Annotated in this window: 27 protein-coding genes, 2 tRNA genes and 1 other RNA gene; 14 read left to right on the top strand and 16 right to left on the bottom strand. The window is 70.6% G+C overall.

The window, feature by feature from the left end; translation table 11 throughout:
- Position 1: 1 nt before the first annotated feature.
- Both CBQ26_RS18590 and CBQ26_RS18585 read right to left on the bottom strand, forming a co-directional pair.
- Positions 2 to 451 carry a (4Fe-4S)-binding protein gene (locus tag CBQ26_RS18590; protein ID WP_088250119.1) on the bottom strand — a complete coding sequence of 150 codons (450 nt, stop codon included), beginning with the start codon at positions 449 to 451 and terminating at the stop codon, positions 2 to 4.
- On the bottom strand, positions 448 to 1428 hold the full coding sequence (locus CBQ26_RS18585) for a helix-turn-helix transcriptional regulator (RefSeq protein ID WP_088250118.1): 981 nt from the start codon (positions 1426 to 1428) through the stop codon (positions 448 to 450). The genes CBQ26_RS18590 and CBQ26_RS18585 overlap by 4 nt, the downstream gene beginning before the upstream one ends.
- A gap of 86 nt (positions 1429 to 1514) precedes the next feature.
- Between CBQ26_RS18585 and CBQ26_RS18580 the strand changes: the two genes are divergently transcribed.
- The 4 genes from CBQ26_RS18580 to CBQ26_RS18565 all read left to right on the top strand — a co-directional run bounded on the left by CBQ26_RS18580 (position 1515) and on the right by CBQ26_RS18565 (position 3733).
- Positions 1515 to 2009 (top strand): DinB family protein, encoded by a 495-nt coding sequence (locus tag CBQ26_RS18580; RefSeq protein WP_229844350.1) that lies wholly within the window; start codon positions 1515 to 1517, stop codon positions 2007 to 2009.
- A gap of 3 nt (positions 2010 to 2012) precedes the next feature.
- On the top strand, positions 2013 to 2582 hold the full coding sequence (locus tag CBQ26_RS18575; RefSeq protein WP_088250116.1) for a DinB family protein: 570 nt from the start codon (positions 2013 to 2015) through the stop codon (positions 2580 to 2582).
- Between the two features lie 102 nt (positions 2583 to 2684).
- Positions 2685 to 3215 carry a DinB family protein gene (locus CBQ26_RS18570; protein WP_088250115.1) on the top strand — a complete coding sequence of 177 codons (531 nt, stop codon included), beginning with the start codon at positions 2685 to 2687 and terminating at the stop codon, positions 3213 to 3215.
- On the top strand, positions 3212 to 3733 hold the full coding sequence (locus tag CBQ26_RS18565) for a DinB family protein (RefSeq protein ID WP_088250114.1): 522 nt from the start codon (positions 3212 to 3214) through the stop codon (positions 3731 to 3733). The genes CBQ26_RS18570 and CBQ26_RS18565 overlap by 4 nt, the downstream gene beginning before the upstream one ends.
- 228 nt (positions 3734 to 3961) lie before the next feature.
- Here CBQ26_RS18565 and ftsH read toward each other — a convergent pair whose 3' ends face one another.
- Both ftsH and CBQ26_RS18555 read right to left on the bottom strand, forming a co-directional pair.
- Entirely contained in the window at positions 3962 to 5842 is a 1881-nt protein-coding gene (gene ftsH / locus CBQ26_RS18560; protein WP_088250113.1) for an ATP-dependent zinc metalloprotease FtsH, read from the bottom strand.
- Between the two features lie 121 nt (positions 5843 to 5963).
- Positions 5964 to 6392 carry a hypothetical protein gene (locus CBQ26_RS18555; RefSeq protein ID WP_143342207.1) on the bottom strand — a complete coding sequence of 143 codons (429 nt, stop codon included), beginning with the start codon at positions 6390 to 6392 and terminating at the stop codon, positions 5964 to 5966.
- Positions 6393 to 6505: 113 nt separating this feature from the next.
- Here CBQ26_RS18555 and CBQ26_RS18550 point away from each other — a divergent pair, with 113 nt between their 5' ends.
- Complete coding sequence (locus CBQ26_RS18550; RefSeq protein ID WP_088250111.1) at positions 6506 to 7930, top strand: tetratricopeptide repeat protein; 1425 nt, start codon at positions 6506 to 6508, stop codon at positions 7928 to 7930.
- A 141-nt stretch (positions 7931 to 8071) separates the two neighbouring features.
- Here CBQ26_RS18550 and CBQ26_RS18545 read toward each other — a convergent pair whose 3' ends face one another.
- The 3 genes from CBQ26_RS18545 to CBQ26_RS18535 all read right to left on the bottom strand — a co-directional run bounded on the left by CBQ26_RS18545 (position 8072) and on the right by CBQ26_RS18535 (position 13006).
- Positions 8072 to 9859: a WD40 repeat domain-containing protein gene (locus CBQ26_RS18545; protein ID WP_088250110.1), complete on the bottom strand. Its 1788-nt coding sequence runs from the start codon at positions 9857 to 9859 to the stop codon at positions 8072 to 8074.
- 104 nt (positions 9860 to 9963) lie between these two features.
- Positions 9964 to 12387 (bottom strand): glutamine--tRNA ligase/YqeY domain fusion protein, encoded by a 2424-nt coding sequence (locus tag CBQ26_RS18540; protein WP_088250109.1) that lies wholly within the window; start codon positions 12385 to 12387, stop codon positions 9964 to 9966.
- A gap of 145 nt (positions 12388 to 12532) precedes the next feature.
- Positions 12533 to 13006, bottom strand: coding sequence for a hypothetical protein (locus CBQ26_RS18535; RefSeq protein ID WP_088250108.1), 474 nt, complete (start codon positions 13004 to 13006; stop codon positions 12533 to 12535).
- A 94-nt stretch (positions 13007 to 13100) separates the two neighbouring features.
- On the opposite strand from CBQ26_RS18535, the gene CBQ26_RS18530 reads away from it, so the two are divergent.
- Complete coding sequence (locus CBQ26_RS18530; protein WP_088250107.1) at positions 13101 to 13847, top strand: GNAT family N-acetyltransferase; 747 nt, start codon at positions 13101 to 13103, stop codon at positions 13845 to 13847.
- Between the two features lie 67 nt (positions 13848 to 13914).
- On the opposite strand, the gene CBQ26_RS18525 is transcribed toward CBQ26_RS18530, so the two are convergent.
- The 3 genes from CBQ26_RS18525 to CBQ26_RS18515 all read right to left on the bottom strand — a co-directional run bounded on the left by CBQ26_RS18525 (position 13915) and on the right by CBQ26_RS18515 (position 16508).
- Positions 13915 to 14610, bottom strand: coding sequence for a hypothetical protein (locus CBQ26_RS18525; protein ID WP_143342206.1), 696 nt, complete (start codon positions 14608 to 14610; stop codon positions 13915 to 13917).
- Between the two features lie 100 nt (positions 14611 to 14710).
- A complete protein-coding gene (locus CBQ26_RS18520) occupies positions 14711 to 15229 on the bottom strand; it encodes a multidrug DMT transporter (protein ID WP_088250105.1) in 519 nt (172 codons plus the stop codon).
- Between the two features lie 64 nt (positions 15230 to 15293).
- The gene (locus CBQ26_RS18515) at positions 15294 to 16508 is read right to left on the bottom strand and encodes a S1C family serine protease (RefSeq protein ID WP_088250104.1); all 1215 of its coding nucleotides are present in this window, start codon (positions 16506 to 16508) and stop codon (positions 15294 to 15296) included.
- A gap of 134 nt (positions 16509 to 16642) precedes the next feature.
- Between CBQ26_RS18515 and CBQ26_RS18510 the strand changes: the two genes are divergently transcribed.
- Positions 16643 to 17101 (top strand): gamma-glutamylcyclotransferase family protein, encoded by a 459-nt coding sequence (locus tag CBQ26_RS18510; RefSeq protein WP_088250103.1) that lies wholly within the window; start codon positions 16643 to 16645, stop codon positions 17099 to 17101.
- Positions 17102 to 17173: 72 nt separating this feature from the next.
- On the opposite strand, the gene rpsO is transcribed toward CBQ26_RS18510, so the two are convergent.
- Complete coding sequence (gene rpsO / locus CBQ26_RS18505; protein ID WP_055363614.1) at positions 17174 to 17449, bottom strand: 30S ribosomal protein S15; 276 nt, start codon at positions 17447 to 17449, stop codon at positions 17174 to 17176.
- A 202-nt stretch (positions 17450 to 17651) separates the two neighbouring features.
- Between rpsO and CBQ26_RS18500 the strand changes: the two genes are divergently transcribed.
- Both CBQ26_RS18500 and ffs read left to right on the top strand, forming a co-directional pair.
- A tRNA-Leu gene (locus tag CBQ26_RS18500) sits at positions 17652 to 17735 on the top strand.
- A gap of 105 nt (positions 17736 to 17840) precedes the next feature.
- An RNA gene (gene ffs / locus CBQ26_RS18495) (signal recognition particle sRNA small type) lies at positions 17841 to 17939 on the top strand.
- A gap of 191 nt (positions 17940 to 18130) precedes the next feature.
- On the opposite strand, the gene CBQ26_RS18490 is transcribed toward ffs, so the two are convergent.
- Together CBQ26_RS18490 and CBQ26_RS18485 are read right to left on the bottom strand one after the other, a co-directional pair.
- The gene (locus CBQ26_RS18490; protein ID WP_088250102.1) at positions 18131 to 18349 is read right to left on the bottom strand and encodes a hypothetical protein; all 219 of its coding nucleotides are present in this window, start codon (positions 18347 to 18349) and stop codon (positions 18131 to 18133) included.
- Positions 18350 to 18423: 74 nt separating this feature from the next.
- Positions 18424 to 18792 (bottom strand): hypothetical protein, encoded by a 369-nt coding sequence (locus CBQ26_RS18485; RefSeq protein WP_088250101.1) that lies wholly within the window; start codon positions 18790 to 18792, stop codon positions 18424 to 18426.
- Between the two features lie 64 nt (positions 18793 to 18856).
- Between CBQ26_RS18485 and CBQ26_RS18480 the strand changes: the two genes are divergently transcribed.
- Complete coding sequence (locus CBQ26_RS18480) at positions 18857 to 19579, top strand: carbonic anhydrase (RefSeq protein WP_172418167.1); 723 nt, start codon at positions 18857 to 18859, stop codon at positions 19577 to 19579.
- Between the two features lie 79 nt (positions 19580 to 19658).
- Here CBQ26_RS18480 and CBQ26_RS18475 read toward each other — a convergent pair whose 3' ends face one another.
- The gene (locus tag CBQ26_RS18475) at positions 19659 to 20894 is read right to left on the bottom strand and encodes an aminopeptidase (protein WP_172418166.1); all 1236 of its coding nucleotides are present in this window, start codon (positions 20892 to 20894) and stop codon (positions 19659 to 19661) included.
- 108 nt (positions 20895 to 21002) lie between these two features.
- Between CBQ26_RS18475 and CBQ26_RS18470 the strand changes: the two genes are divergently transcribed.
- Positions 21003 to 21079: transfer RNA gene (locus CBQ26_RS18470), tRNA-Pro, on the top strand.
- 104 nt (positions 21080 to 21183) lie between these two features.
- Here the strand turns inward: CBQ26_RS18470 and thrB are convergent.
- A complete protein-coding gene (thrB, locus tag CBQ26_RS18465; protein WP_088250099.1) occupies positions 21184 to 22137 on the bottom strand; it encodes a homoserine kinase in 954 nt (317 codons plus the stop codon).
- Positions 22138 to 22599: 462 nt separating this feature from the next.
- Between thrB and CBQ26_RS18460 the strand changes: the two genes are divergently transcribed.
- On the top strand, positions 22600 to 22866 hold the full coding sequence (locus CBQ26_RS18460) for a GlsB/YeaQ/YmgE family stress response membrane protein (RefSeq protein ID WP_088250098.1): 267 nt from the start codon (positions 22600 to 22602) through the stop codon (positions 22864 to 22866).
- A gap of 236 nt (positions 22867 to 23102) precedes the next feature.
- Positions 23103 to 23318, top strand: coding sequence for a 50S ribosomal protein L28 (gene rpmB, locus CBQ26_RS18455; RefSeq protein WP_055362117.1), 216 nt, complete (start codon positions 23103 to 23105; stop codon positions 23316 to 23318).
- Positions 23319 to 23577: 259 nt separating this feature from the next.
- Here rpmB and lspA read toward each other — a convergent pair whose 3' ends face one another.
- The gene (lspA, locus tag CBQ26_RS18450) at positions 23578 to 24120 is read right to left on the bottom strand and encodes a signal peptidase II (RefSeq protein WP_088250175.1); all 543 of its coding nucleotides are present in this window, start codon (positions 24118 to 24120) and stop codon (positions 23578 to 23580) included.
- Positions 24121 to 24214: 94 nt separating this feature from the next.
- Here lspA and CBQ26_RS18445 point away from each other — a divergent pair, with 94 nt between their 5' ends.
- On the top strand, positions 24215 to 24682 hold the full coding sequence (locus CBQ26_RS18445) for an S-ribosylhomocysteine lyase (protein WP_088250097.1): 468 nt from the start codon (positions 24215 to 24217) through the stop codon (positions 24680 to 24682).
- Positions 24683 to 24830: the final 148 nt, after the last annotated feature.

Below are 24830 nucleotides of genomic sequence, written 5' to 3'. Positions count from 1 at the left end.
GCTACGAGGGATCGGGCGCGCTGGTCCAGCCGACGGTCGCGTGCGTGCCGTCGCAGTAGGGTTTGTTCCCGCTGTGGCCGCAGCGGCACAGCGCGGCGCGTACCTCGCGCTGCTCGCCCTGCGGCGTGTCGATCACGAGGTTGCCCCGGATCATCAGCGGGCCGTCGGGGCTGGGGGTGATGGTGGTGGTCTCGTCGGGCATCTCGGCCTCCTGTCCTTCCAGGACGTAGTGCAGCGCCCCGGTGGGGCAGGTGCGGACGACCGCCGCGACCGCATCGGCACCGGCGTTCGCGGGCTGAATCCACGGGCGGGCCGCCGGGTCGAACACGCCGGGCAGGCCACGTACGCAGCTGGCGACGTGCAGGCAGCGCCGCGCGTCGTAGTAGACCGTGATGCCGGGGGCCGTGTACGCCCGGCCCTGCGCCAGTTCCTCGTTGGTGGGCGTGGTCATGCCCCAGTGTACGCAGGGCTGGCAGGAGCCGGGCCGGCGTGCGCGGCGCAGCGCTCGGCCAGCCGGGCGAACTCGGCGCGCAGTTCGGGCGGGCTGTCCACCCGGAAGGAGCAGTCCAGGCCCAGCAGGAACGCCGCGAAGCCGCTCAGGCCCTCGCGGGTGGTGGTCAGGCGCGTGCCGTGGGCGTCTGGGCGCAGTTCGGTGCCCCAGGTGGACACCCGGCCGCGCAGGTCCTCCGGGGGGCAGTCCAGCCACACGCTGATGGCGTGGGTGGGTTTCGGGGCGCGCAGCGTGGAGCGCAGGTACGCGGCGGCGTCGAGGTCCGCTTCCCGCCTGAAGTGGCGGTCCTGCACGCTCAGGGCGCTCATGCGGTCCAGCCGGAACGAACGTCGCGCCCCGCGCAGGTGGCAGTCCGCGACCGCATACCAGCGCCCCTCCAGATGCACCACCCGGTGAACGTCCGCGTCCCGCCGCGTCTCGGGGGCGTCGGGGGCGGCGTACGTGAAGGTGACGGTGCAGGCGTCGCGCACGGCCCGCAGCAGCGCCGCGAGCAACTGCGCGTCGGTGGGGGCCACCCAGGGGCCGGTGTCGAACTGCACGCTGCCTTCCAGGGCCAGCATGTCGGCGCGCAGGTCGTGCGGGAGGCTGCGCGACAGTTTGGCGCTGGCGCCCTGCGCGGCGGGGGCCAGGGCGTGCAGGCCCAGGTGCCGCAGGGTCCGCAGTCCCAGCGCGGCGGCCAGCGCCTCCTCGGGCGTGAACATCAGCGGGGGCAGGCGGAACCCGGCCTTCAGGCGGTATGCGCCGCCCACGCCCCGGCGGCCCTCGACGGGAATGCCGAGGTCTTGAAGACGGGCCACGTAGCGCTGCACGGTGCGGGGGCTGACTTCCAGGCGGCGGGCCAGTTCGGCGCCGCTGACCTCCTCGTGCGCCTGCAGGAGTTCCAGCACGGTCAGTACCCGCATGCTCGGGTCGTACATGTCCCAATGGTAATCGGAATAAGCGTCACGTTCTGACGGGAATCCGGATTATGCTGGAGACAGATTCAACCCCAGGAGGTTCCACCATGACCGCACCCGCTGCCGAGTCCGCCGCTGCCCTGTCGCCCGCGCTGTCCATCCCCGACTTCATCGCCCACTGGCAGGGCCACCGCGACCTGACCCGCCGCGTCATCGAGGCCTTCCCCGACGATCAGCTGTTCACCTTCAGCCTGGGCGGCATGCGGCCCTTCGGCGCGCAGGCCACCGAGATCCACCTCGTGGACGCCATGACCGTCACCGCCCTGCGGACCGGCGGGTGGACCGAACCCGACTGGACCGCCGGCCCTGGCACGAAGGTCGACCTGCTGGCTGTCTGGGACGCCGTGAGCGCCGAACTGGCCGAACACGGCCCGCACACCGACCCCGCCTTCTTCAACCAGATGCACGCCCTGCCCTGGGGCGAGATGCCCGGCTGGGTCGCCGCGATCTACGCCGTGGACAACGAAATCCACCACCGCGCCCAGGGGTACGTCTCCCTGCGCGCCCTGGGGATCGAACCGCCCGCCTTCCACGAGCGTTGAACCATGAACCCCGCCACGCTGTACGACCACCTGACCCGGGCGCGGCGCGACCTGCTGGGCACGCTGCGCGCCGCGCCGGACGACGTGCTGCGGTTGCCGCTGCTGCGCGGCGAGCGGTTCCACTCCATCCTCGACCTGCTGATCCACACCGCCGAGGTCGAGGACGGCTGGATCCACGGGGACTTCCAGGGCCTCCCGATGGTGCAGGACCGCTTCCCGGACGTCCGGGCGGGCGCGGCGGCGCCTGATACGACCCTCGGTCTGGACGCCATCGCCGCGTACTGGCAGGCGGTCGAGGCGGACACCCGCGCGTACCTGAAGACCCTGACGGCCGCCGACCTGGAACGCACCGTCACGCTGGACGACTGGCCCGAGGGGCACCGCCAGTTCACCCTGGACGGCCTGATCTGGCACGTCCTGCTGCACGAGGTGCGGCACACGGCGCAGATCGCCGCGTTGCTGCGCACCCAGGGCGTGAAACCGCCGCAGCTGGACCTGCTGTTCTACCTACCCGCGCTGGAGACCGGACGGTCCGCCGCCGCTTTCGTGAACCCACCCCCGGAGGACCCATGACCCCCGCCGCCCCCCCGACTCCCACGCCGCCCCCGGTCCGCCCCGCGCCGCAGCGGCCCGCCACCCGCATCCGCTGCCAGCTGCCCTGACCCCGGAGTCCACATGACCGACCTGACCCTGACCCTGGAGGCCTTCGCGCTGAACGCCCGCGTGAACGACTTCCTGATCGGCCGCCTGACCCCGGACGACCTGAACGTCTCGGACGGGCGGGGCGGCATGACCGTCGCGCGGATGCTGTCGCACATGGGCGCGTCGCGCGGCGGGTGGCTGCTGGAGATGGCGCCCGGATTCGCGGCGTCCACCCTGGCCCTGACCGGCGGGGAGAATCCGTGGCGCTGGCACACGACCGACCCGGCCCTGATCCGCGCCATGCTGCGCGCCGGGGACGAGGCCGCCATCCAGGCGGTGCAGGCGCACGCGGCGAGCGGCACCCCGTTCGCCGACCCGCACGGCGTGGGCACCTTCCACACCCGCCCGGCGCTGTTCCTGACCTACATGACCGTCCACGACGCCGGGCACCGGGGCCAGATCGTGACCCTGCTGCGCCACGCCGGCACCTCGCCAGAACGACTGGACGACCTGGAGGACGCCTGGAACATCTGGCGCCGCCCCCTCTCACCGGAGACCCCATGACCGACCTGACCCTGCTGCTCGAATCCTTCCGCCGCAACGCCCGCGTGAACGATACCCTGATCGCCGCCCTGACGCCCGAGGAGTTCGCCCTGACCGACGGGCGCGGCGGCTGGACCGTCGAGCGGCACCTGCGCCACATGGCGGGCTTCCGCGTGGGCTGGCTGTGGAACATGAGCCGCGACCACGCCAGTCCCCTTCTCAACCCCGACGAACTGGACGCCGACGGCGACCCGCAGTGGCGCTGGGCAAACGCGCCCGCCACCAGCCTGCCCGAGGCGCTGGCCGCCGGGGACGCCGCCGCGCTGGCCGCCGTGGAAGCCCACCGCGCGTCCGGCGAGCCCTTCGCCGACCCCTGGGGCGAGGGCACCTACCAGAGCGACCCGGCGCACTTCCTGATGCACACCATCGTTCACGACAGCCATCACCGTGGGCAGGTTCTGAGCCTGATCCGCCAGGGGGGCCGCACGCCCGAGCAGATGGACGCCCTGGACGCCCACTGGGCCATCTGGCGCGAGTAGAGCAGGTCCCGTACAGACAGAGACGCCCCCACCGGTGCAGGGTGGGGGCGTCTCTGTCTACGTGGATCATACGGATTCCGTCTGTTTCGCTGACAACCCGGAACTTCACCGGATTGCCAGCTCCACGTCCGGAACCCGTTTCTCTCCTGCTCGCTCTGCTGCGCAGCTCTACGAGTCCGCTCGGTTTGAACGGGCTTTGCAGCCCATTCAATCGGAGTCCGTATCAGGTCAGGCGGGCGGCGCCTTGGTCAGGTCCGGCATGGTCGTCTGGCCGTTCACGCGGGCGACCGCCTCGCGGACCACGTCACCGGTGATCAGCTCCTGCGACAGCAGCGCCTCGGCAACCTCATGCATGGCGGCGCTGTACTGCTGGACGATCTCGCGCGAACGTTCGAAGGCGCGGGTCAGGATGCGCTTGACGTCCTCGTCGACGAGCTGGCTGGTGTGCTCGCTGAACGCCTTGGGTTTGGCCATGTCCTCACCCAGGAAGACCGGGCCGCTGTCGGTGGTCAGGGCCATGTTCTTGAAGTTCTCGCCCATGCCCCACTCCAGCACCATCTTGCGGGCGATGTTCGTCGCCTTGCGGAAGTCGTCGGCGGCGCCGCTGGTCACGCTGCCCATGAACACTTCCTCGGCGGCGCGGCCACCCAGCGCCACGATCAGCTGGTTTTCCAGGCGTTCCTTGCTCATCAGGACCTGCTCTTCGGGCAGGTAGAAGGCGGCGCCCAGCGCCCGGCCGCGCGGGATGATGCTGACCTTCTGCAGGCGGTCACTGCCGGGAATCACGGCGGCCGTGACGGCGTGACCGGCCTCGTGGAAGGCGATGGCGCGTTTCTCGGCGTCACTGACGGTCAGGCTGCCGTTCTCGAGGCCCAGGGTGATCTTGTCGAGCGCGCGGTAGAAGTCGCTCATATCGATCACGGTCTTGCCGATGCGGGCCGCCTCGAGCGCCGCCTCGTTCGTGACGTTCTTCAGGTCCGCGCCGCTGAAGTACGGGGTGCTGCGCGCGACCTCGTTCACGTCCACGCCGCTGCCGATGGGCTTGTTGCGCAGGTGGACTTTCAGGATCGCCTCGCGTTCCTTGAGGTTGGGCAGGTCGATGGTCACCTGACGGTCGAAACGGCCGGGGCGCAGCAGCGCCGGGTCCAGCACGTCCGGGCGGTTGGTGGCGCCCAGCACGATCACCGAGCTGGACTTGTCGAAGCCGTCCATCTCCGAGAGGATCTGGTTGAGGGTCTGCTCGCGCTCGTCGTGACCGCCGCCGATGCCCGCGCCGCGCTTGCGGCCGATGGAGTCGATCTCGTCGATGAACATGATCGCGGGCGCGCTCTTGCGGGCGTCCTCGAACAGGGTGCGCACGCGGCTGGCGCCGACACCCACGAACATCTCCATGAACTCGCTGGCGCTGACCGAGAAGAACGGCACGTCCGCCTCGCCGGCGATGGCGCGGGCCAGCAGCGTCTTACCGGTGCCGGGAGGGCCGACGAGCAGCACGCCCTTGGGAATCTCCGCGCCGATCTGGTGGTACTTGCCGGGGTTCTTCAGGAAGTCCACGACCTCGATGAGTTCCTTCTTGGCTTCCTCGTGACCGGCCACGTCCGTGAACTTGGTCTGCACGCGGTTTTCCTTGCCGTACTTCTTGGCCTTGCTCTGCCCGAACTGCATGACGCCGTTCTGGCCGCCCTGGGCGCGCATGAAGAAGAAGTACATCATGGCGAACAGCAGGATGATCGGCAGGAAGTTCAGCAGGATGCTCAGCCACTGGCTGGGCTGCTCGAAGCGCAGGTCCACGTTCCGCTGCTGCAGTTCCGGGATCAGGCCGCCGTCGGGCGTGGCGACGCTGCTGGGCAGGCGGACCGTGAAGGTGCGGGCCTCGGTGGTGCGTTCCGGCTGGCCGGGAGGAGTCGGCAGGGGAATCTGCGTGGCTTCCTTCAGGGTGACGGTCGCGTTGCTTTCGCGCACGATCACCTGGGCGACCTTGTCCTGCTCCAGCAGCGTCTTGAATTCAGTGTAGTTCACGCTGGTCCTGCCGCTGATGGGCGCCTGCGAGAACATGAGGAACAGGGCCAGTACGAACAGAACGATCAGCCAGGGATTGAGCCGTTTCAAGAACAGTCCTCCGGGGGAGTGAATGGGGCGTCCGGGGCACGCGCGGCCCCACTGAAGTTGAGTGTAACAGACTCAAGGTGTATGAAATTGTCCCGATTTCACAGCCTTCCTCACCTGCGCTTTACCCTTCGGCCACGTTGACCCGCGCCGCCCGGCGTCCCCGCCGCCACGCCACGCCCAGCGCCAGCAGGCCCAGCGGCACGCCCACCCACAGCGCCAGAAACAGCGCGACCGGCAGGACATTCAGCGCGACCCCGAGCCACGGGCTGCGCCTCTCGAAGCGCAGGTTCACGTTCCGCGCCTCCAGTTGCGCTGTCAGTGCCGAATCCGGCGTCACCGCGCGGTCCGACAGGCGTACCCGCACCTGCTGACCGCCGCGCAGCCACGCCTGAACGTTCCCTCCGTCCCGCATGACCACCCGCTCGACCCGCCCGGCCGCCACCAGTTCCCGGAACGCCGCCCCGCTGACACTGCTGCCCGCACCGCCCAGCGCCCGCCAGCCCAGCCCCCCCAGCCCCGCGAACCACAGCAGCGCCAGCACGCCCGCCACCACCCCCCACCTGCCCGCCCTCCCTGCTCCGCCTGTCATGTCCGCATCCCATCACGCCCGCACGGGCCGCACAACCACCCAAAGCATGAGCGGGCGCGCTATCCTGAAGAAGAATGATTGACGTGGCCACCACCTGGCAGCAAGTCTGCGCGGCACTCGCGGGCGGCGACTACGACACGGCCTTTACCGTCATGGCAGCGGCCATGCAGGAAGCCCGCCGACCCGAACGCGCCCGCCTGGCCCTGCTGGCCGGCAGCATGCACGCCCTGTACGGCGACGCCGCCCTCGCCGAGATCGGCGCGTCACTGCGCGAGGCCCGCACCCTCGACCCCGCCCTGCGCGCCGACCCGCTGTACGTGGCGCTGATGGCCGAACTGGAAGCCCGCACGCACGGCGACGGCGCCGCCCCGCCCCCCCAGGCGGTGCGGGACGCCCCGGACCCCCTGGCCCGCTTCCACGCCATGTGCGCCCTGGCGCTGGCCGACAAACCGCAGGAGGCGCTGGACCTGCACGTACCCAGCGCCGACCTGCCCGAACACCTGCGCTGGCGCCTGCGCTCCTGGGAGGCCGACGCGCACGAGCAGCTCGGGCAGACCGCCGAGGCCGTGAACCTGTACGCCGAGGCCGCGCACCTGAGCAGCGGCATGAACCGCGCCGTCATGCTTCAGGAACAGGCGGCGCTGCTGCTGCAAGAAGGCCAGCCGGACGCCGCGAACGCCGCGCTGAACCAGGCCCGGCCCCTCTACCCGGCCCGCCCCACCCCGGCCGAGGAGGAAGAACACGGCCTGAACCTCGCCACCTGGCACTACCTGCGCGCCCAGGCGCAACTGAACCTGGGCCAGCCCGACGCGGCGCACGACATGATCCGCGAGGCCGCCCGCCTGGAAGCGCAGCACGGCGACCCCAGCTACGGCGTGGCGCTCGTGCGCGGGCAGGTCCTGACCCACCTGGGCCAGCAGGAGCAGGCCATCACGGCCTTCCAGGCCGCCCTGAACCTCGCCACCGAGACGGACCGCCCCTACGCCAACCACGAACTGGGCGTGGCGCTGCTGGACCTCGACCGGCCCGTCGAGGCCCGCGAGAAACTCGAGGCGGTCCTGAACGAACCCGACTACCCCTACCTGCCCGAGGTGCTGGCCGACGTCGCCGAGTGCGACTACCGCCTGGGCCGCCTGCAGGAAGCGCAGCTGGAAGCCGAGCAGGCCCTCGCGCAGGGCGCGGTCGTCCCGGCCAGCCTGGTGCTGGGCAGCGTCGCCCTGGATTACTTCCAGCTGGACGAGGCGCTCGAACACTACGCCCGCGTGATCCGCGAGGCCGCGCCCGCCAGCCGCGACTGGGTCGCCGCGCACCAGATGGCGACCGACGTGATGGCCCAGCAGGGCTTCCCGGACCCCGCCGCCGCGTACGCGCACGCCCAGCAGGCCCTGTCGCACACCCCCGAGAGTGACGACTGGCACGGCACCCTGCAGGAGCACCTGCGCAAGGCCGAGGCGCTGATGGCCCAGAAGGGCGGCAGCGGCGGCCGCATGCTGAACTGACCCCGACTCCGATGAAAGGGGCTGCACAGCCATTCTGTCGGAGCGGACGCGAGCAGGAGAGAACCGGATTGCGGATGACGCGACAGGACCGGGGCCGCCGGGAAGGATCACTTCTTCCTGGCGGCCCCGGTCAGTGGTGGGTCAGCGTTTCACGTCGAACACGGTGACGCTGCCGGCCTTGCCGAGCAGGCCCGCGCCGACCATCAGCTGGTTGCCGGCGGGCGCCCACGCAAGCAGCGAGGTGCCCATGTTGAAGGTGCCGGTGCGGATCAGGCGGTTGCCGCTGGCCGTGTCGAAGATCTGAAGGGCGTTCTGCGGGTCGCTGGTCAGGACGGCCAGCAGTTTGCCGTCCGGGCTGAACCGCACGGCCCGCACGCGGTTGTCGAAGGCCAGAGTCTTGAAGGCGGTGGTCGCGCCGGGCTTCACGAGGGCCACGCGCGCCTCGTAGTCGGCGTCGTCGTACGTGACGGCCAGCGTGCCGCCCCGGCTGAGTTGCAGGGCGCTCGCCTCGGCGTCGGTCGGGAGCTTGAAGGCGGGCGTCTGCTTGCCGGTAGCGACGTCGTACCGGAACACGTTGCCCTCGTGCGGGATGACCAGGATGGCCTTGCCGTCGGTGGTGGGCAGCGCGGCGTGGATGTCCTCGACTTTCAGCTGCTTCTCCGTGACCTTCTTGACGACCTTGCCGGTCTGCGCGTTCAGCAGCGCCAGGCCGTAGTAGCCGGTGGCGACTGCGAACAGGCCGTCGGGCGTGGACTGGATCAGGTCGTACTCGGCGTCGCTGTCCAGCGTGGCGAGGCGGTTGAGTTTCCCGCCGCGCAGGGTGCTGACCGTCTCGCCGTTCAGGGTCCACAGCACGTCGTTCTGCAGGTCGAAGTCGTACAGGCGGTTGGTGCCGCCCACGTTCAGGTCCTGCAGGGTGCCGAGGTTCGTGAAGCGGTTCACGCCGGCGTACGCGGTCTTCCCGATGAACCCGCCGCTCAGGGTGTTGCTGGACGCCAGGGTCACGCGGCCGGTGGCGGGGGCGTCCGGCGCGGCGGCGTTCAGGAACGCGACGCTGCTGCCCAGCGCCAGCAGTCGGCCGTCCGGGCCGCTCACGACCGGGCCGTCGCTGTCGACCTCGAAGGCCGCGCCGCGCGGCTGGCCGGTCTGCGCGTCGATGCGCTGACCCTCGCCGTACGACACGAGCAGCAGTTCACGGTCGTTCAGGAACAGCAGCGAGTCGTCGGTGGGGTCGAGGTCCTCGCCGCCCTTCACGTCCACGGGTTCCTGACCGGCGCGCAGGATCAGCGCCTCGCTGCCGGTGCGGACGGCGGCGGCCTGCCTGTCCGGGCTGAAGTGCGCGCCCAGCCCGCCGGGTTCCTCGGCGAGGTTCGCCTCGGCCAGCACGTCGCCGCTGTCCAGTTCGACGAGTTCCACGCGGTCCTCGAAGCTCAGGACGGCGCGCGTGCCGTCGGGCGAGACGACGGCGCCGTACAGGTCGCCGTCGCCGATCAGGTCGGTGGCGCGGCCGTTGGTGAGGTTGATGCTGCGCAGCGTGCCGTCGTCCAGCATCAGCAGGTTGCCCTGCGGGTCGAAGGCGAGCGTGGCGTCGTAGCTGGGTTCGCCGCTGCGCAGTTCGCGGCCGCTGGCGACGTCCCAGACGGTCCAGCGGTCGCCGGTCATGGCGGCCAGTCGGCTGCCGTCCACGCTGACGCTCAGGCCGCTGATGGGGCCGCGCAGCGTGTACCAGCCGATCTGGGTTTTCAGGTTGCTGTCGAGGATCAGGACGCCGTTGTCGGCGTTCACGGCGACCCGGTTGCCGGGCAGCGTGACGGCGTGCGCGGTGTCCGCGCCGGGCAGCGTGACGACCCGCGAGGTGCTGACCGTCAGGGCCGAGGCGGCGGCGCTGAGGCTGAGGGCGGCAGTGAGCAGCAGGGTTGGGATCTTCATGAAGACGACTGTAAACAATTTCACGTCCGGACCCTGCCTCATCTGCACCGGGTCCAGGCGGTCCGCTCTCTGCCCGCGTGCCAGCCGCCCCGCTGCCGTCCGGGTCAGCCGGCCAGGGCGGCCGTCAGGGCGGCGTTCAGCGTGGCGGGGTCGGCCTTGCCGCCGCTGAGCCGCATGACCTGCCCGGTGAAGAAGCCCAGCAGCGCAGTCTTCCCGGCACGGTAGGCGTCCACCTTGTCGGCGTGGTCGGCCATGACCTGCGCGATGGCGGCGTTCAGGGCGTCCTCGCTGAGGCTCCCGGCGAGGTTCTCGCGGTCAATGATCGTGGCGGGCGCCTCGCCGGTCTGCGCGGCGCGGGCCAGCACCTCGCGGGCGACGCGGGTGGTGACCTTCTTCCCGGCCAGCAGCGCGGCCAGCGGGGCGAGGTCGGCGGCCTGCACGCGGACTTCCCCGGCGCGCAGGCCCGGCGCGAGGTCGTTCGCGGTCCAGCTGGCGACCTGCGCGAAGGTGCTGTCCTGCGCGGCCCCACCGAGGAAAGTCAGCAGCGCGGCGTCACGCGCGAGGGTGCGGGCCTCGGCGTCCGGGACGCCCAGGGCGGTCAGGCGGGCCACCTCGGCCTCCTGTTCGGGGGTCAGGGCGGCGGGCGCGGCCTTCTCGGTCGACTCGGGTTTCGGGGCCTGCCTGGCGGGCTTGGGCGCTTTCGCTGGTGCCTCGGCCTTCTGCGTGGCTTTCGCCCAGGCGTCCTTCAGGGTGATGATCCGCCCGAACACCAGCGCGTCCTCGCGGCTGTCCACCGGGTCGCGCCAGAAGTACCCCTGCCGCTCGAACTGGTAGCGGGTGCCTGCGGGGTCGCGCGTGACGCTGGGTTCCACCAGTCCGCGCGTCACGCGCAGGCTGTCCGGGTTCAGGAACGCCATGAAGCCCGCGTCGAGGGGTTTGGTCTCGTCCTCGTGCCCGATCTCCTCGGGGTCGAAGTCGGGGGCGAGCGGTTCGGCCTGCGCGTCCTCGGGATTGGCCGCCTCGGGGTTGGGCACGCGGAACAGGCGGTCGTACAGGCGGAACTCGGCGGGCACGCCGTGCTCGGCGCTGACCCAGTGGATCACGCCCCCGGCTTTGGCATCCTCGCCCAGCAGCGTGGCGTACACGCGCGTGACCTGCCCGCGTTCATCGACGTCGAAGCGGTCGGCGCGGATGATGCCCGCCCCGCGCAGGCGCACCGTACCGCCCGGCGTGAGGCGCTTGAACCCTTTGGGCGGCTCGGGGTTGAAGTCGTCGCGTTCGATGACGAGTTCGCGGGTCAGCGGCACGTCGCGCACGGCGACCTCGGGGGCCACGCGCTCCCCGCCCGGCAGGGCGACCAGTCCGTCGGGCGAGTCGCGCACCACGTCGAACGGCCAGTAGGGGAGGCTCAGCGTCTGCGCCTCGGGCAGATTCTCCAGGGTGACGGGCAGCGGGTCCAGCACCGCCATCACGCGCGGCGCGCGGTGGTTCAGGTCGCTGCGCACCGCGTTCTCGTACACGCTGAGGTCCACGGTGCGGTTCGTGCGGCTCACGCCGATCTGCGCCGCGAAGGCCCGCACGGCCTCCGGCGTGACGCCCAGGCGACGCTGCGCGCGCAGGGTGGGCATGCGCGGATCGTCCCAGCCGCTCACCGCCCCGGCCTCCACCAGCCGCCGCAGCTTGCGCTTACTCGTGATCGTGTACTCCAGGCCGCGCCGCCCGAACTCGTACTGGTGCGGGCGCGGGCTGAAGCCCAGCCGCTCCATCAGCCAGTCGTAGATGGCGCGGTTGTCCACGAACTCCAGGCTGCACATCGAGTGCGTCACGCCCTCCAGCGCGTCCTGGATGGGGTGCTGGAAGTCGTACATGGGGTAGATGCACCACGCGTCCCCCGCGCGGTAGTGACGCCCGCGCAGGATGCGGTACAGCACCGGGTCGCGCAGCTTCATGTTCGGGCTGCCCAGGTCGATCTTCGCGCGCAGCACGTGCGCCCCGTCCGCGAACTCCCCGGCGCGCATCCGGCGCAGCAGGTCCAAGTTCTCCTCGGGCGTGCGGTCCCGGTAGGGGCTGGGCGTGCCGGGCGTGCGGGCGTCGCCGCGCAGGCGGGCCATCTCGTCACCGGTCACGGAATCCACGTAGGCGTCACCCTGGTTCACGAGCTGCTCGGCGTACGCGTAGTACTGCTCGAAGTGGTCGCTGGCGTAGTACAGGTGCTCGCCCCAGTCCCAGCCCAGCCAGCGCAGGTCGTCCGCGATGGCGTCCGCGTACTCCTGCGTGGCGAGTTCCGGGTTGGTGTCGTCCATGCGCAGGTGGTAACGCCCGCCGTACTGCGCGGCCGTCTGGAAATCCAGGAACGAGGCGAAGATGTGCCCCAGGTGCGCGTACCCGCTCGGTTCCGGCGGGAAACGCGTCACGACCTGCGGGTACTTCCCGCTGTGCAGGTCGCGTTCGATGATCTCGGTGATGAAGTTCGGGGCCACGCGCGGCGCGCTGTCACCGGCGGCGGGGGAGGGGTCGGGGGCCGTCATGCCGCCCAGCATAGCGGGGGCAGGCGCCGGGCCGCCCGAGACCGGGAACAGTTCACGCCCCCGGAACCGTGTGTCCGGGGGCGTGGCAGGCGCGGGCTTACAGCGTGACGGGTCTACAGCGTGACGGGTCTACAGCGTGACGGGTCTACAGCGTGACGTGGGCCGTGACGACCGCCGGCACCAGAAAGAGCGCGCCCATGATGAACGACAGCGCCAAGTTGTGCTCCTCGCGCAGCTCGCGGCGGATGTAGCGCAGCACCCCCTCGCCCCTGCGGCGGGCCAGCGAGCCGAACACTACCAGCACGCCCAGCGTGAACAGCAGCAGCGTCACGACCACCGCCACCGCCAGCCACGTGAACGCCTCGGCCCAGCTGCCGTCCGTGGGCACGGGCGCGGCGATGGTGCGGCTCAGCAGCAGGCTCAGGCCCAGCGACACCCAGAAGAACACCGCGCCGATCGCGGCCGTCTGGTGCTCTTCGATCTCGGTGATCAGTTCCCGCACCCGCACGCCCAGCACCGCGCGGATGAACAGCAGGCTGACCAGCAGCGTGGGCAGCCACACAGCGAGATTCCAGCCCAGCTCGGTCACCAGGGTCGTCAGCAGGTCGGTGAAGGTCATGATCCTCAGTTATACAGGCCGCGCTCACAGGACCGTGGCGGAATGCCGCGCTGGCTCGCAGTGCCCCGCGCGCTGCCCCGGTACCCTGCGCGGCATGACCCCACCGACCTTCACGCTGCGGCACGTCACCGACCCCCGCGACCCGGCCATTCCCGCGTTCGGCCGCGTGCAGGAGGCCAGCTACTACGCGCCAGACATGCTGATCCCCCCGGAGGTCTTCGGGCACCTCATCACCCGCCGCAGTCCGGAGCGCGAGGACCGCCTGCTGGTCGCGCAGACCCCGGACGGCGAGGTACTGGGCGGCACCCTGTACGCCCTGCTGCCCCTGCCCGGCAGCCTGCGCGGGGCGGGCTTCAACTCGTTCATGGCCGTCACCTGCGCCGCACGGGGCCTGGGCGTGGGCCGCGCCCTGCACGACGAGACGCTGCGTGTGGTCCGCGACGCCGGACTGGCGGGCATGTTCGCCGACAGCGTCCACCCCACCCGCCAGAACGCAGAGGACCGCGCCGCCGAGGCCGCGACCGGCGTGGACCCCGCGCAGCGTCGCGCGGCGCTGCACGCCCTGGGCCTGCGCACCGTGGACCTTCCCTACTGGCAGCCGGTGGGCGGCCCCGACGGCGGTCCCCTCACCGACCTGGACCTGCTGTTCCAGCCCGCCCGTCCAGCTCAGACCGTCCCGCTGGCCCTCGTGACCGGCGTCCTGCGCGCCTACTGGACCGGCTGGCTGGGCGCGGAGCGCGCGCGGGCAGAAGCGCGGGCGCTGGCCGACCGCGCCGGACACGCTGAACGGATCGGACTGCTGGCCGGAACCGAACCGCCGACGTACTGGGCCGCCCCGTAGGGGCATCCAGGCAGATAGAGGAGTGGAACCGGCACTCTCCCGGAACCTCTCCATTCCCGTCGTGCAGTCAGTCCGTCGCCGGCAGGGTGCCCAGCACGGTGCGGACCTGCGCCTGCACGTCGCGGTCGAGTGCGGCGGTGGCGGGCAGGGCCGCCGCGCGGGTCAGGACGGCCCGCGCCTGCGGGTCCTTCAGCAGCGCGAGGCTGATGCCGGCGTGTCCCTGCACGAACACGCTGTCCGGCGCGGCGCGGGCGGCACGGGTGGCGAGCGTCCGGGCGCGTTCGGCGTTCCCGCCGCTGAACACTCCGGCCTTGACCCAGGCGCCGGCGTGCCATTCGGCCAGGACCGCCTGGATGTCGGCGCGGTCCGGCGCGAGGCTCAGGGCGCGGTCCAGGGCGGCGCGGGCCTGCTGCGCGGTGTTCAGGGCGCCTAGCGTGTACCCGCCGGCGCGGGCCTGGAGGCCCAGGGCGCTGCCCAGCGCGAGGTGACTGTCGGGGCTGTCGGGCGCGGCGGTCACGGCCTGCCGGGCGGCCTGCACGGCGCGGGCGGTCCAGTCGCGGCCTCCGGCGCGGTACTCGGTCATGGCGGCGGCGGCGCGGCTGGCGGTCAGGGCGTCGCCGCGCCCGACGGCCGTCTCGAAGGCCCGCTGGTACTCACCGTTGCCCAGCAGTTCGGCGGGCGTGACGGCCGTGGCGGGCGGCGCGGCCAGCAGCAGGGCCGCGAGCAGGCTGGCGGGGTGGACACAGGGAAAACCGCGCTTCACGTTGCCCACCATAGCGGGTGGTCGTGAAGCGCGGCTGATGGACGTGCCGGAGGGCGGCCCGGATGGAAAGGGTGGAACAACCCGTCCATCCGGGGCCGTGTCACGCGGCGGGCTGTTCGCCCTGCGGGTCGGGCCGGACCGCCTCGGCGTCGGGGGTGCGGCGGGTGCGGGCCGGGCGTTCCGGACTGTCGGGGGCCGTGTTGCTGGAGGTGGGGTTGCCGGGAGTGGCGGCGTTGCTAGGCGCGGCGGTCACGCGGCCCAGGGTGGCCTCGAAGGCGCGCAGGGCGTCGCTGGCCTCGAGGTCCGCGACGGCGCGGGCGTTCAGCGCGCCGAGTTCCTCGCGGGTCACGGCGTACTCGGGGGCGTCGTGGCCCTTGAGGGTCTGCAGGACGCGGTAGGCGGTGGGCGCCTCAATGCTGGCGCCCTTGCTGGTGCTGACCGTGGCGTCGCTGTGCATGTCCGCGCCGATCAGGGTGATGGTCTCGGGGCTGATCAGCGTGACGCGGTCGCCGCGTTCCTCCATGTGCGCGGCGAGTTGCAGCAGGCCGCGCAGGTCGAGCATGTGGTGGAACAGGTCGAGGTGGGCCAGCATGGCTCCGGCTTTCTTCAGGGTGTCCATACCCGCATTATTCTGTTTTGGGCAGAATTGTCAAGAGGTGTTTTGCAGAATGATGGGCGAAGGTTCAGTTCCTGACCTGACTCCGCCCGGTCAGCGTCACCGGCACCTGCAGGGTCCTGCCGGATCGCAACACCGTCAGGGTCACGGTATCTCCCGGCCGGAAGGCCCGCACCGCGTACTGGAACTCGCTGAAATTCACGATCCGTTTCCCGTTCACGGCCGTCACGATGTCCCCCGACACCCGCTCGTCGTTCGCGTCCAGCCGCAGCGGCTGCAACCCCGCCCGCTCGGCCGGACTGCCACGCGACACCCCGGTGAAGAACGCGCCCGGCGTGTCCCCCAGCTTCAGCAGACGGCTCAGCTCCGTGAACCCCCGTTCCGGCAGGAAGAACAGATCCCCGAACGGCCCGCCCAGCGTGATCCCGATCACCGGCGCGTCGCGTTTCTCACCGGCCTTCAGGGCCGTCAGGCGCGGGTCCGTCACCGTGACCGGCACCGCGTACGCCCGGCTGCGGCGGCCATCCGTGCGGATATAACTCACGATGCCCGTCACCTGCCCCGACGCGTTCAGCACCGGCCCGCCACTGTCCCCCGGCACCACCGGCGCGTTCAGCTCCAGCGTGCCCGGCGGGAAATCCGCGCGGCCCGCGTCCGCGTCCAGCGCGGTCAGGCGCCCCGTCTTGGGCCGCAGGAACGCCCCCCCGCCGTTCCCGATCGCCAGGGCCACGTTCCCCACGCCGGGCGCGCCGGTCGCCAGCGGCAGGAACGGCGTCCCGGCCGGCACCTTCACCCGCAGCAGCGCCAGATCGTCCTGATCGTTATACCCGATCACCTCGGCCGCGTAGCGTTTGCGGTCCAGGGTCTGCGCACTCAGGGTCCGCGCCCCCTCCACCACGTGGTACGCGGTCAGGGCCAGCCCGTCCGCCGAGATCAGCACCGCCGACCCCACCCCGTCCGGGTCGGCGCAGTCGTCCGGCGCGCACTGCTCGATCCGCAACGTGGCGGGCCGCGCCTTCTGGAACAGCTCCTGCAGGCGCGCCGTCTCGCTGGCCGTCAGCGGCGCGGGCGTGACGGCCCGGCGTTCGGCGACGCCCGGTGCGGTCGCCGGCGCAGCAGTCGGCGCGGCTGGCGGGGCCGTCTGCGCGGCCGCCCACAGCGGCAACGTGCCCAGCAGCGCCCCCAGCAGGGCGCGGCGCAGCGGAACACCGGACAGGCGGGCGGGGAAGGCGCGCTGCGGGCCGCGACCGGCGGACCCGCGCGAAGCTGGTCTGAGGTTCATGCCTCATTCTGCGCGCCGGGTCAGTCGTCGGCTGTGTCTGAATTCGCCATCCGCCCCCCTAGTCCAACCCGTGCAGCCCGGCCCGTCCAGTCAGGCCGGGGGTCGCCCGGCGCGCCGCCCGCTACAGTCCGGCCATGACCCTCCCTGCCCGCGTGTTCGTGTACGGCACCCTGCTGCCCGGCGAACGCAACGCCCACGTCGCGGCGCGGGGGTTCCGCGCGCGGCCCGCCACGCTGCGCGGCTTCACCCTGCACCACCTGCACCCGGAAGGCTACCCGGCCCTGACCCCCGGCCCGGCCGACACCCTGGTGCGCGGCGCGGTGCTGGAGTACACCCCGCAGGCCTGGCAGGCGGCCCTGCCCGGCCTGGACGAACTCGAAGGCCTGCACGACACGCCCGCGCTGTACACCCGGCAACTCGCGGTCCTGACCCTGGAAGGCCCCGGCACCCCGGACGGCGGAGAGGAGGTCACGGCCTGGGTGTACGTGTACGCCCGCCCGGAACGGCTGCGTGCACCGGGAGCCGACGTGGTGCCCAGCGGCGACTGGCGCGACGTCCCCGACCGTGACCGGCGCGGCCCGGACGGCCGCTGAGGCGGGGACAGCGGCGCGCAAAGAAGACCGCCGCCCTTCCTTGCGGGGGGCGGCGGTGCTGCGGGGCGCGTCTTAGCGGACGATGCGCTGGCCGCGGCGGATCTTCAGCTGATCCGTCAGGGCGATGTACTCGTCGTAGTTGGTGCGCTCCAGGTACTTCAGCAGGCGGCGGCGCTGACCGTTCATCAGCTGCAGGCCGCGCTGGCCGTGCTTGTCCTTCTTGTTGGCCGTCAGGTGGACGGACAGGTTGTTGATGCGCGCGGACAGCAGGGCGATCTGCACGGCGGTGCTGCCGGTGTCTTTCTCGTGCTTGGCGTGGGTCTGGACGGTCGCTTTCTTGTCGATCATGTTGAGCCTCTCGTGTTACTGAAGTCCCGCGCGCAGCAGCCGGGGAAAATCCCTGGTCCGTGTGACCGGACGGCAGGCCCCACCGCTCGCGGCGGCAAACGCGATCATACCACGAAGCGCCGCCCTGACAAGGCGGGCCGCGCCACTCTAGACTTGACAACGCCGGGGGCCGCCCCTAGTATTGCTATCGCCTCTCTGAGTTGCTCGGGTGGCGGAATTGGTAGACGCGCACGTTTGAGGGGCGTGTAGCTTAGCTGTGTGGGTTCAAGTCCCATCCCGAGCACCAACGAACAGCGCCGGACTCCTACAGGGTCCGGCGCTTTCCATGCATCCCCCGCATGTCCGCAGGACTGCACAGCCGCCGGCGTCCTGTGCTATGGTCTGGAACGCATTGCTGGCGCAGCGCAGCGTGAACGCCTGAACCTGGTCAGGGCCGGAAGGCAGCAGCCATAAGGGATGATTCGCGGGTGCCGTTGCTCACCGGCAATGCTTTTTTTCTGCTCACTCCAGGGGCGGCCCCGTTTCAAGGTGGGGCCGCCCCTGTCTTATGCGGATTCCGTTTGTTCCGCCGACAATCCGGAACCTCACCGGATTGCCGGCTCCACGTCCGGAACCCGCCCCTCTCCCACTCGCTTCGCTCGGATTGAACGGGCTGTGCAGCCCATTCAATCGGAGTCCGTATCAGCGGGTCAGGCGGTCCAGGTCCGTCTGCGCGCCCAGCTGCCGGGACAGCCGGATCTCCCGTTCGGTCCAGACGTGCCGGGCGCCGCTCAGGGCGTCCTCGCGGCCCAGCCACAGGTCCGCGCCCGTCCAGATGAACGCGTCGCTGGGCAGTTGCTCGTGCGCGGGCAGGGTGGGGTCCAGCAGCGGATGCAGGGTGAGCGGGGAGATCAGCGTCATGCGCCCAGCGTGCATCCGACCGGTCAGGTGGACGTCCCCGCCGCGTCAGCCCCCCGTCACGCGGGGAGGGGCGGTCAGCGGGTCTTGGGTTGCAGGACGAGTGCCTGAGTCTCCTTCACGACCGCCAGTTCGCGCAGGCGCTCGCCGTCCAGATCGCCGGCCTTCGCGAGCGCCTCGGCGCGGCGGCGGTCGATGGCGGCGACCTCCAGCGCCGCCGCGTCCCCGAACACCTCCCGGAAGCGGTCCAGCGGGTACTCGACGCGCCGCGACACCTTCAGCGTGGCGCGGTACAGGTCCGTCTCGGCCTGATCGCCGCTCAGCAGCGCCGCCTTGACCCGCGCGCCCAGCTCGTCCCGTTCGGCCTCCAGGCCCAGGATCGTGTCGCGCAGCGTCGCGTACCGCTCCAGCAGGTCGCTCAGGGTCAGGTCCTCTGTACCGTCCATTCCGTCAGGATACGGCTATACCCGGCGTTCCTCCGCCGGGCGGGTGGGCGCTAGCATGCCGCGTATGGACGATCCCGCTGCCCAGCCTGCCGCCGACCTCGAGCGCCGCATCCTGGACGCCATCCGCCGTGGCGCCAGCATGGAGGACATCGCGGACATCAAGGAATCCGACGAGGCCACCCCGGAGGCCGCCATCCGCGCCCTGAAGGACGGCAACGCCCGGTTCTTCAGCGGGCAGGCGACCCGCCCGGACGTCAGCGCCAACGACCGCCGCGCGCAGATCATGGGCCAGACGCCCTACGCCGCGATCCTCGCGTGCAGCGACAGCCGCGTGCCGGTCGAACTGGTGTTCGATCAGGGCCTGGGGCAGCTGTTCGTGGTCCGCGTGGCCGGGAACGTGGTCGGCGAGTCCGGCCTGGGCACCCTGGAGTACGCCATCCGTCACCTCGACGTACATCTGGTGGTCGTGATGGGCCACGAGGCCTGCGGGGCCGTGGCCGCCGCCCTGCTGCCCGAGGAACGCGTGGCCGAGGAACCCGAACACCTCCAGAACCTGATCCGCCGCATCCAGCCCAGCGTGCAGAACATGCCGCCCATCCGCGACAAGAAAGCCCGCATGCGCGAGGCCGTGCTGAACAACGTCCGGCATCAGGTCAGCATCCTGCGCTCCCAGACCGTCATCCAGCAGGCCGAGGCGAGCGGGCAGATCCGCGTGATCGGCGCGTACTACGAGATCGGCAGCGGCGCCGTGGACTTCCTGATCGACGAGGAAGACCTGCGGCCCTGAAGGGTGCAGATGGTCGAAGGCAGATGGCAGATGGCTCAGTGGTTCCGGCCATCTGCCATCTGCCATCCGCCGTCCCCGCTCAGATCACGAATTCACCGGCGCGCATCACGGGCTCGCGCGTGCCGTCCTTCGTCACGCCGTCCACGTCCATCTCGCCGCTGCCGATCATCCAGTCCACGTGGGTCAGGCTGTCGTTCCCGCCGGCTGCCAGGAAGTCCTCCAGCGGCATGTCCACGCCGCCCTTCACGTTGAAGCGGTAGGCGCTGCCGATGGCGATGTGCGACGCGGCGTTCTCGTCGTACAGGGTGTTGAAGAAGAACAGGCCCGAACGGCTGATCGGGCTGGAGTGCGGCACCAGGGCCACCTCGCCCAGGCGGTGGCTGCCCTCGTCGGTGTCGATCATCTTCAGCAGCGCGCTCTCGCCCTGCTCGGCGCTGGCCTTCGTGATGCGCCCGCCGCTGAACTCGATACGGATGCCGTCGATCAGCGTGCCGTTGTACGACAGCGGCTTGGTGCTCACCACCGTGCCGTCCACCCGCTCGCGGTGCGGGGCGGTCCAGACCTCCTCGGTGGGGATGTTCGCCGTGAAGGTGATCCCGCCGGGCGTGTCGGCTGCCCCGCCGCCCCAGACGTGATCGTCCGCGAGGCCCACCGTCAGGTCCGTCCCGCCGCCCCGGAAGTGCAGCGCGGCGTACTGCTTGCCGGTCAGCAGGTCCCGGCGGCGCTTCAGGTCACCCAGGTGCGCCTCCCACAGCTCCACCGCGTCCGGCTGATCGGCGCGGGTCGCCGCGAAGATCGCGTCCCACTGCTGCGCCACGGCCTGCTCGGCGGTCGCGTCGGGGAACATCAGTTCCGCCCAGCCACTGACCGGCGCGCTGATCAGGTTCCAGTTCAGGCGGTTTGTCATCACCTGCGCGGTGTACGGGCGGCGGTACGCGGCCAGCGTGCGCTGGTGCGTCGCCACGCGCTCGGCGTCCACGCCGCCCAGCAGGTTCGGGTTCGTCGCGCGGATCGCCAGGACTGCGCCACCCGCCTCCGCGGTCTCGATCTCGGCGTCCACCCGCCAGCGGCTGATCTGGTCGAAAGTGCCGTCCAGTGCCAGCTCGAAGCGGGCCAGTTGCACGTCGTCGTCATCCCAGCGGACATCCACGAAACTGGCGCCCGCCGCGTACGCCTCGCGTACCACCAGCCGCGCCAGTTGCGCCGTCTCGACCGGGGCCTGCACCAGCAGCCGCTGGCCGGGCTTCACGCCCACACCCACCCGAACAGCCAGCCGCGCGTAGTTCCGTAACTTCTCCTCAAACGTCAGGGTCATGCCCGGCAGGATAGCCACGCGGCCCCGGCAGGTACAGAAGGCCGTCCCGTCTCACCGCGCACCCTTGACGGATCCTGAAAGTGCCTTTATAGTTCTGTGGCTGGGTATCGAGGCGTAGCGCAGCCTGGTAGCGCACTACCTTGGGGTGGTAGGGGTCGTGAGTTCAAATCTCGCCGCCTCGACCAGCAAAGGAACCGGAGTGATCTCTCACTCCGGTTCCCCTTTTTATGCCGGTTTTTCAACGGAAGCGCCGCTCCCTGTCACAGGGAGCGGCGCTTCCGTCCGGTCGTTACGCCTGTTCGACCAGGGTGCCGGCCGTGTCGATGGGGAAGTCCATGACGCGGCCCTCCAGTCCGTTGCGGGCCATGACGCCGTGCAGGTAGGCGTGCAGGGGCGCGGTGGGCTGGCGGGTGTCGTGGAAGCACAGCACGGTGGGTCCGGCGCCGCTGAGGGCCGCGCCGAGCGCGCCGTGCTTCCAGGCTTCTTCCAGGATGTCGCTCAGGCCCGGCACCAGGGGCGCGCGCCAGATCTGGTGAATGTAGTCCTGCATGGCGTGCCGCAGCAGGTCCAAGCGGCCCTGCGAGAGCGCGGCGGCCAGCAGCGCCGCGTGCGACAGGGCGTGCACGGCGTCGGCCCGGCTGTACTCCTTGGGCAGCACGGCGCGGGCCTTGCTGGTGCTCAGCTCGAAGTCCGGGATCAGGACCGTCACGCCCAGGTGTGCGGGCGGGTCCAGCCGCACGTAGTGCGTGCCGAGCTTGTCCAGCGTCGCCACGACGATCCCGCCGAACAGCGCGGGGGCCACGTTGTCCGGGTGACCTTCCTCGCGCGCGGCGACGTCCAGGACCGTCTCGTCGTCCAGGGGACGGCCCAGCAGTTCGTTTCCGGCGACGATCCCGGCGACCAGCGCGGCGGCGCTGCTGCCCAGTCCGCGCGCCAGGGGCACGTCGGTTTCGATCTCGATGCGGGCGGGCGGCAGGGGGAGTCCGGCACGCCGCGCGGCGAGTTCCATGGCGCGGTACACGTAGTTGCTCTCGTCGGCGGGCGTGCCGTCCAGCTCGGCGCCCATGGGAACGACCTGGGTGGTGGCCTGCGGCGTGACGCGCAGGGTGGTGTACAGCGGCACGCTCAGGCCCAGGCTGTCGAAGCCGGGTCCCAGGTTCGCGCTGCTAGCGGGGGCACGCACCGTGAAGGTGCCGAGTGGCCCTGCGGGGGCGGGGCGGTCGCGTTCAGATGGTCCGGGCATATGTGGGGGGCCTCCGGGCCACGCCGCTGACGGGCGGGGCCTGCTGCCGCCATGCTACCCACCCCTCCGGCGCCCGTGGGGCCAGGGGTAAGACAAATGGGGGCGACGCCGCTGCGGGGCGGTGTGCAGGTCGGGTGCGGACTGCTGCCCGGCAGAGGTGTGGCCCGTCACACCATATGAGAGGCCAGGGGCGGCGGCCGCTCCCGGTTCCCAGGGGTGATCCGGCGCCCCCGCAGGCGCAACTGTCTTTGGGGTCAGGTCAGAAATGAGCGTTCTGGCCGCGATTCTGAAGTCCAGCCTTAACCGCAGTTGGCGGGACATCCATCCCACCTTCGCCCGCCCTTGAGAAAGTACGACCTTCTACATTTGCGGGGTTTGATGAGTTTCATGCTGCATCCACAACGAGAGCAACACACGTTGATGTCACTCGAAGCAAGTTCCAAGTAAACGGAGGTAGAAATCATGGGTTGGATCATTACTATTCTGGTTGGTGCGCTGTGCGGCTGGCTCGCGAGCCTCATCATGAAGACGGACGCCCAGCAGGGCGCCATCGCCAACATCCTGATCGGTATCGTCGGCAGCATCCTGGCGCAGGCCGTGTTCGGCAACATGCTGAACCTCGGCGGCGAAGTGGCCGGCAACGGCTTCAGCTTCTGGAGCATCGTCTGGGGCGTGGTCGGCAGCGTCGTCCTGATCGCGATCCTCAAGGCCCTGCGCGTCCTGCGCTGATCCCACCCTCTCTGGCACGGACGGTTCCCTGGTGGACCGTCCGTTCTTCGTTGGCGGCCGCCCTCACCGCTCCTGCCGGACGGCCACGGTCGGGGCGTCGGTCATTTTGCGCCCCGCCGATTCCCTGTGCTACAGTTGGACGGCTTGTCTGATTCAGGCCGGCGCGGCAGCGAACCCAGAACAGGTCGCAGCCCCCGGTCAGTTAGGAAGGATCAGGCTCAAGAAGGAGAGTCATCATGGCGAAAGTGTGCGAAGTGTGCGGTAAGGGACCGATCGTGGTCAACTCGGTCATCCGCCGCGGTAAGGCCCGCGCTGCGGGCGGCGTGGGCCGTAAGGTCACCGGCGTGAGCAAGCGGGTTCAGAAGCCCAACCTCCAGCCCCTCACGGTCACCCGTGCGGGCGTCAGCCTGCGCCTGCGCGTGTGCAACAAGTGCCGCAAGGCCGTGGCCTGAGCGCCTCAGTTCAACCCAGCCGCCCCTGTCCACACCGGACGGGGGCGACTTCTTTTGGTGGTCTGCCGTCCGGCGGGTCGTAACCTACCCCTGGACCGGCCGCCACTCCTGACGGGTGGCCCCTCCCTAAAGGACAGGTTCCTGAAGCACAGGCCACTGAAAAAGTGAACAGGCAGAGAGGCGGTGGCCGGGTCGTCACCGGACTCACCGCCCCTGCGCTTGAGATCAGAGAGGCTTCAGGACAGGCGTGTCCCTGTCCTCACTGGACGTCCCGGCGGGCCTGCCGGTCGCCCACGAAGCTCAGGATCAGCAGGGACAGCGTGCCCAGCACCACACACATGTCGGCGAGGTTGAAGATCGGGAAGTCACCGGCGTTCAACGCGCGGGTCACGCTGCTCAGGACCGGCGAGTGGATCATGTCCGTCACCTTTCCCTGCCGCAGGCCGTCGATGGCGTTTCCGATCGCCCCGGCCGAGATCATCGCCAGGATCACGCTCAGCGCGCGCGGCTGCGGTTTCCAGGTCAGGTAACCCAGGATGCCCAGGCCGATCAGTAGGCGACCCACCGCCAGCGGCACGGCGCTGCCACTGAACAGACTCCAGGCGGCGCCCGTGTTGAAGGTCAGGTACCACTCGACCAGCCCCGGAATGAACGGACGGGCCGGCTGGCCTTCTTGCAGGTTGCTCAGCGCCCAGGCTTTCAGCGCCTGATCGGCCGCGACCAGCAGCGCAGCCAGCACGAGGGGCAGCCACACGGGCGCGCGGCGGAAACGGTCGGTCAGGGTCGGCACGCTGCGCAGTATATGGAGTGCCCTGCAGTGGAAGTGTCCGGCCCCGCCGGGAGTGGTCTGGGTGGGTTCACGTTTGCCGGGCGCGGCGCGCGGCACAATCTGGGGTATGGCAAACGTTGAATCCTTCGATCTGGACCACACCAGGGTCAGAGCTCCGTACGTGCGACTGGCGGGCGTGAAGACCACGCCGCGCGGCGACTCGATCAGCAAGTACGACCTGCGCCTGCTGCAACCCAACCAGGGGGCCATCGACCCGGCGGCCATCCACACGCTCGAGCACCTGCTGGCCGGCTACCTGCGCGACCACCTGAGCGACGTGGTGGACGTCTCACCGATGGGCTGCCGGACCGGCATGTACATGGCCGTCATCGGGGAACCCGACGAGCAGGGCGTCCTGAAGGCCTTCGAGGCGGCCCTGAAGGACACGGCGGCGCATGACCGTCCCATTCCCGGCGTCAGCGAACTGGAATGCGGCAACTACCGCGACCATGACCTGGAAGCGGCGCGTGGGCACGCCCGTGACGCGCTGGCGCAGGGCCTGAAGGTGCAGGAGACGGTGCTGCTGCAACGCTGAGGCGCCCGTGACGGCCCGGAACGACAGCCGCCTTCGGGTGGCTGTTCTGCGTTCAGGACACGGTTTTCCGGTTGCGGGCCGGGAGCGTTAAGCCTGTGGTGTGTGGGGGGTGTTGACAGATTCGCGCGGCGCCTGTATCTTTTCTGAG

It is taken from the genome of Deinococcus indicus, assembly GCF_002198095.1.
Taxonomy (GTDB): domain Bacteria; phylum Deinococcota; class Deinococci; order Deinococcales; family Deinococcaceae; genus Deinococcus; species Deinococcus caeni.
The sequence above is the reverse complement of the archived record's forward strand: the minus strand, read 5'-3'. Positions and strand labels throughout refer to the sequence as shown.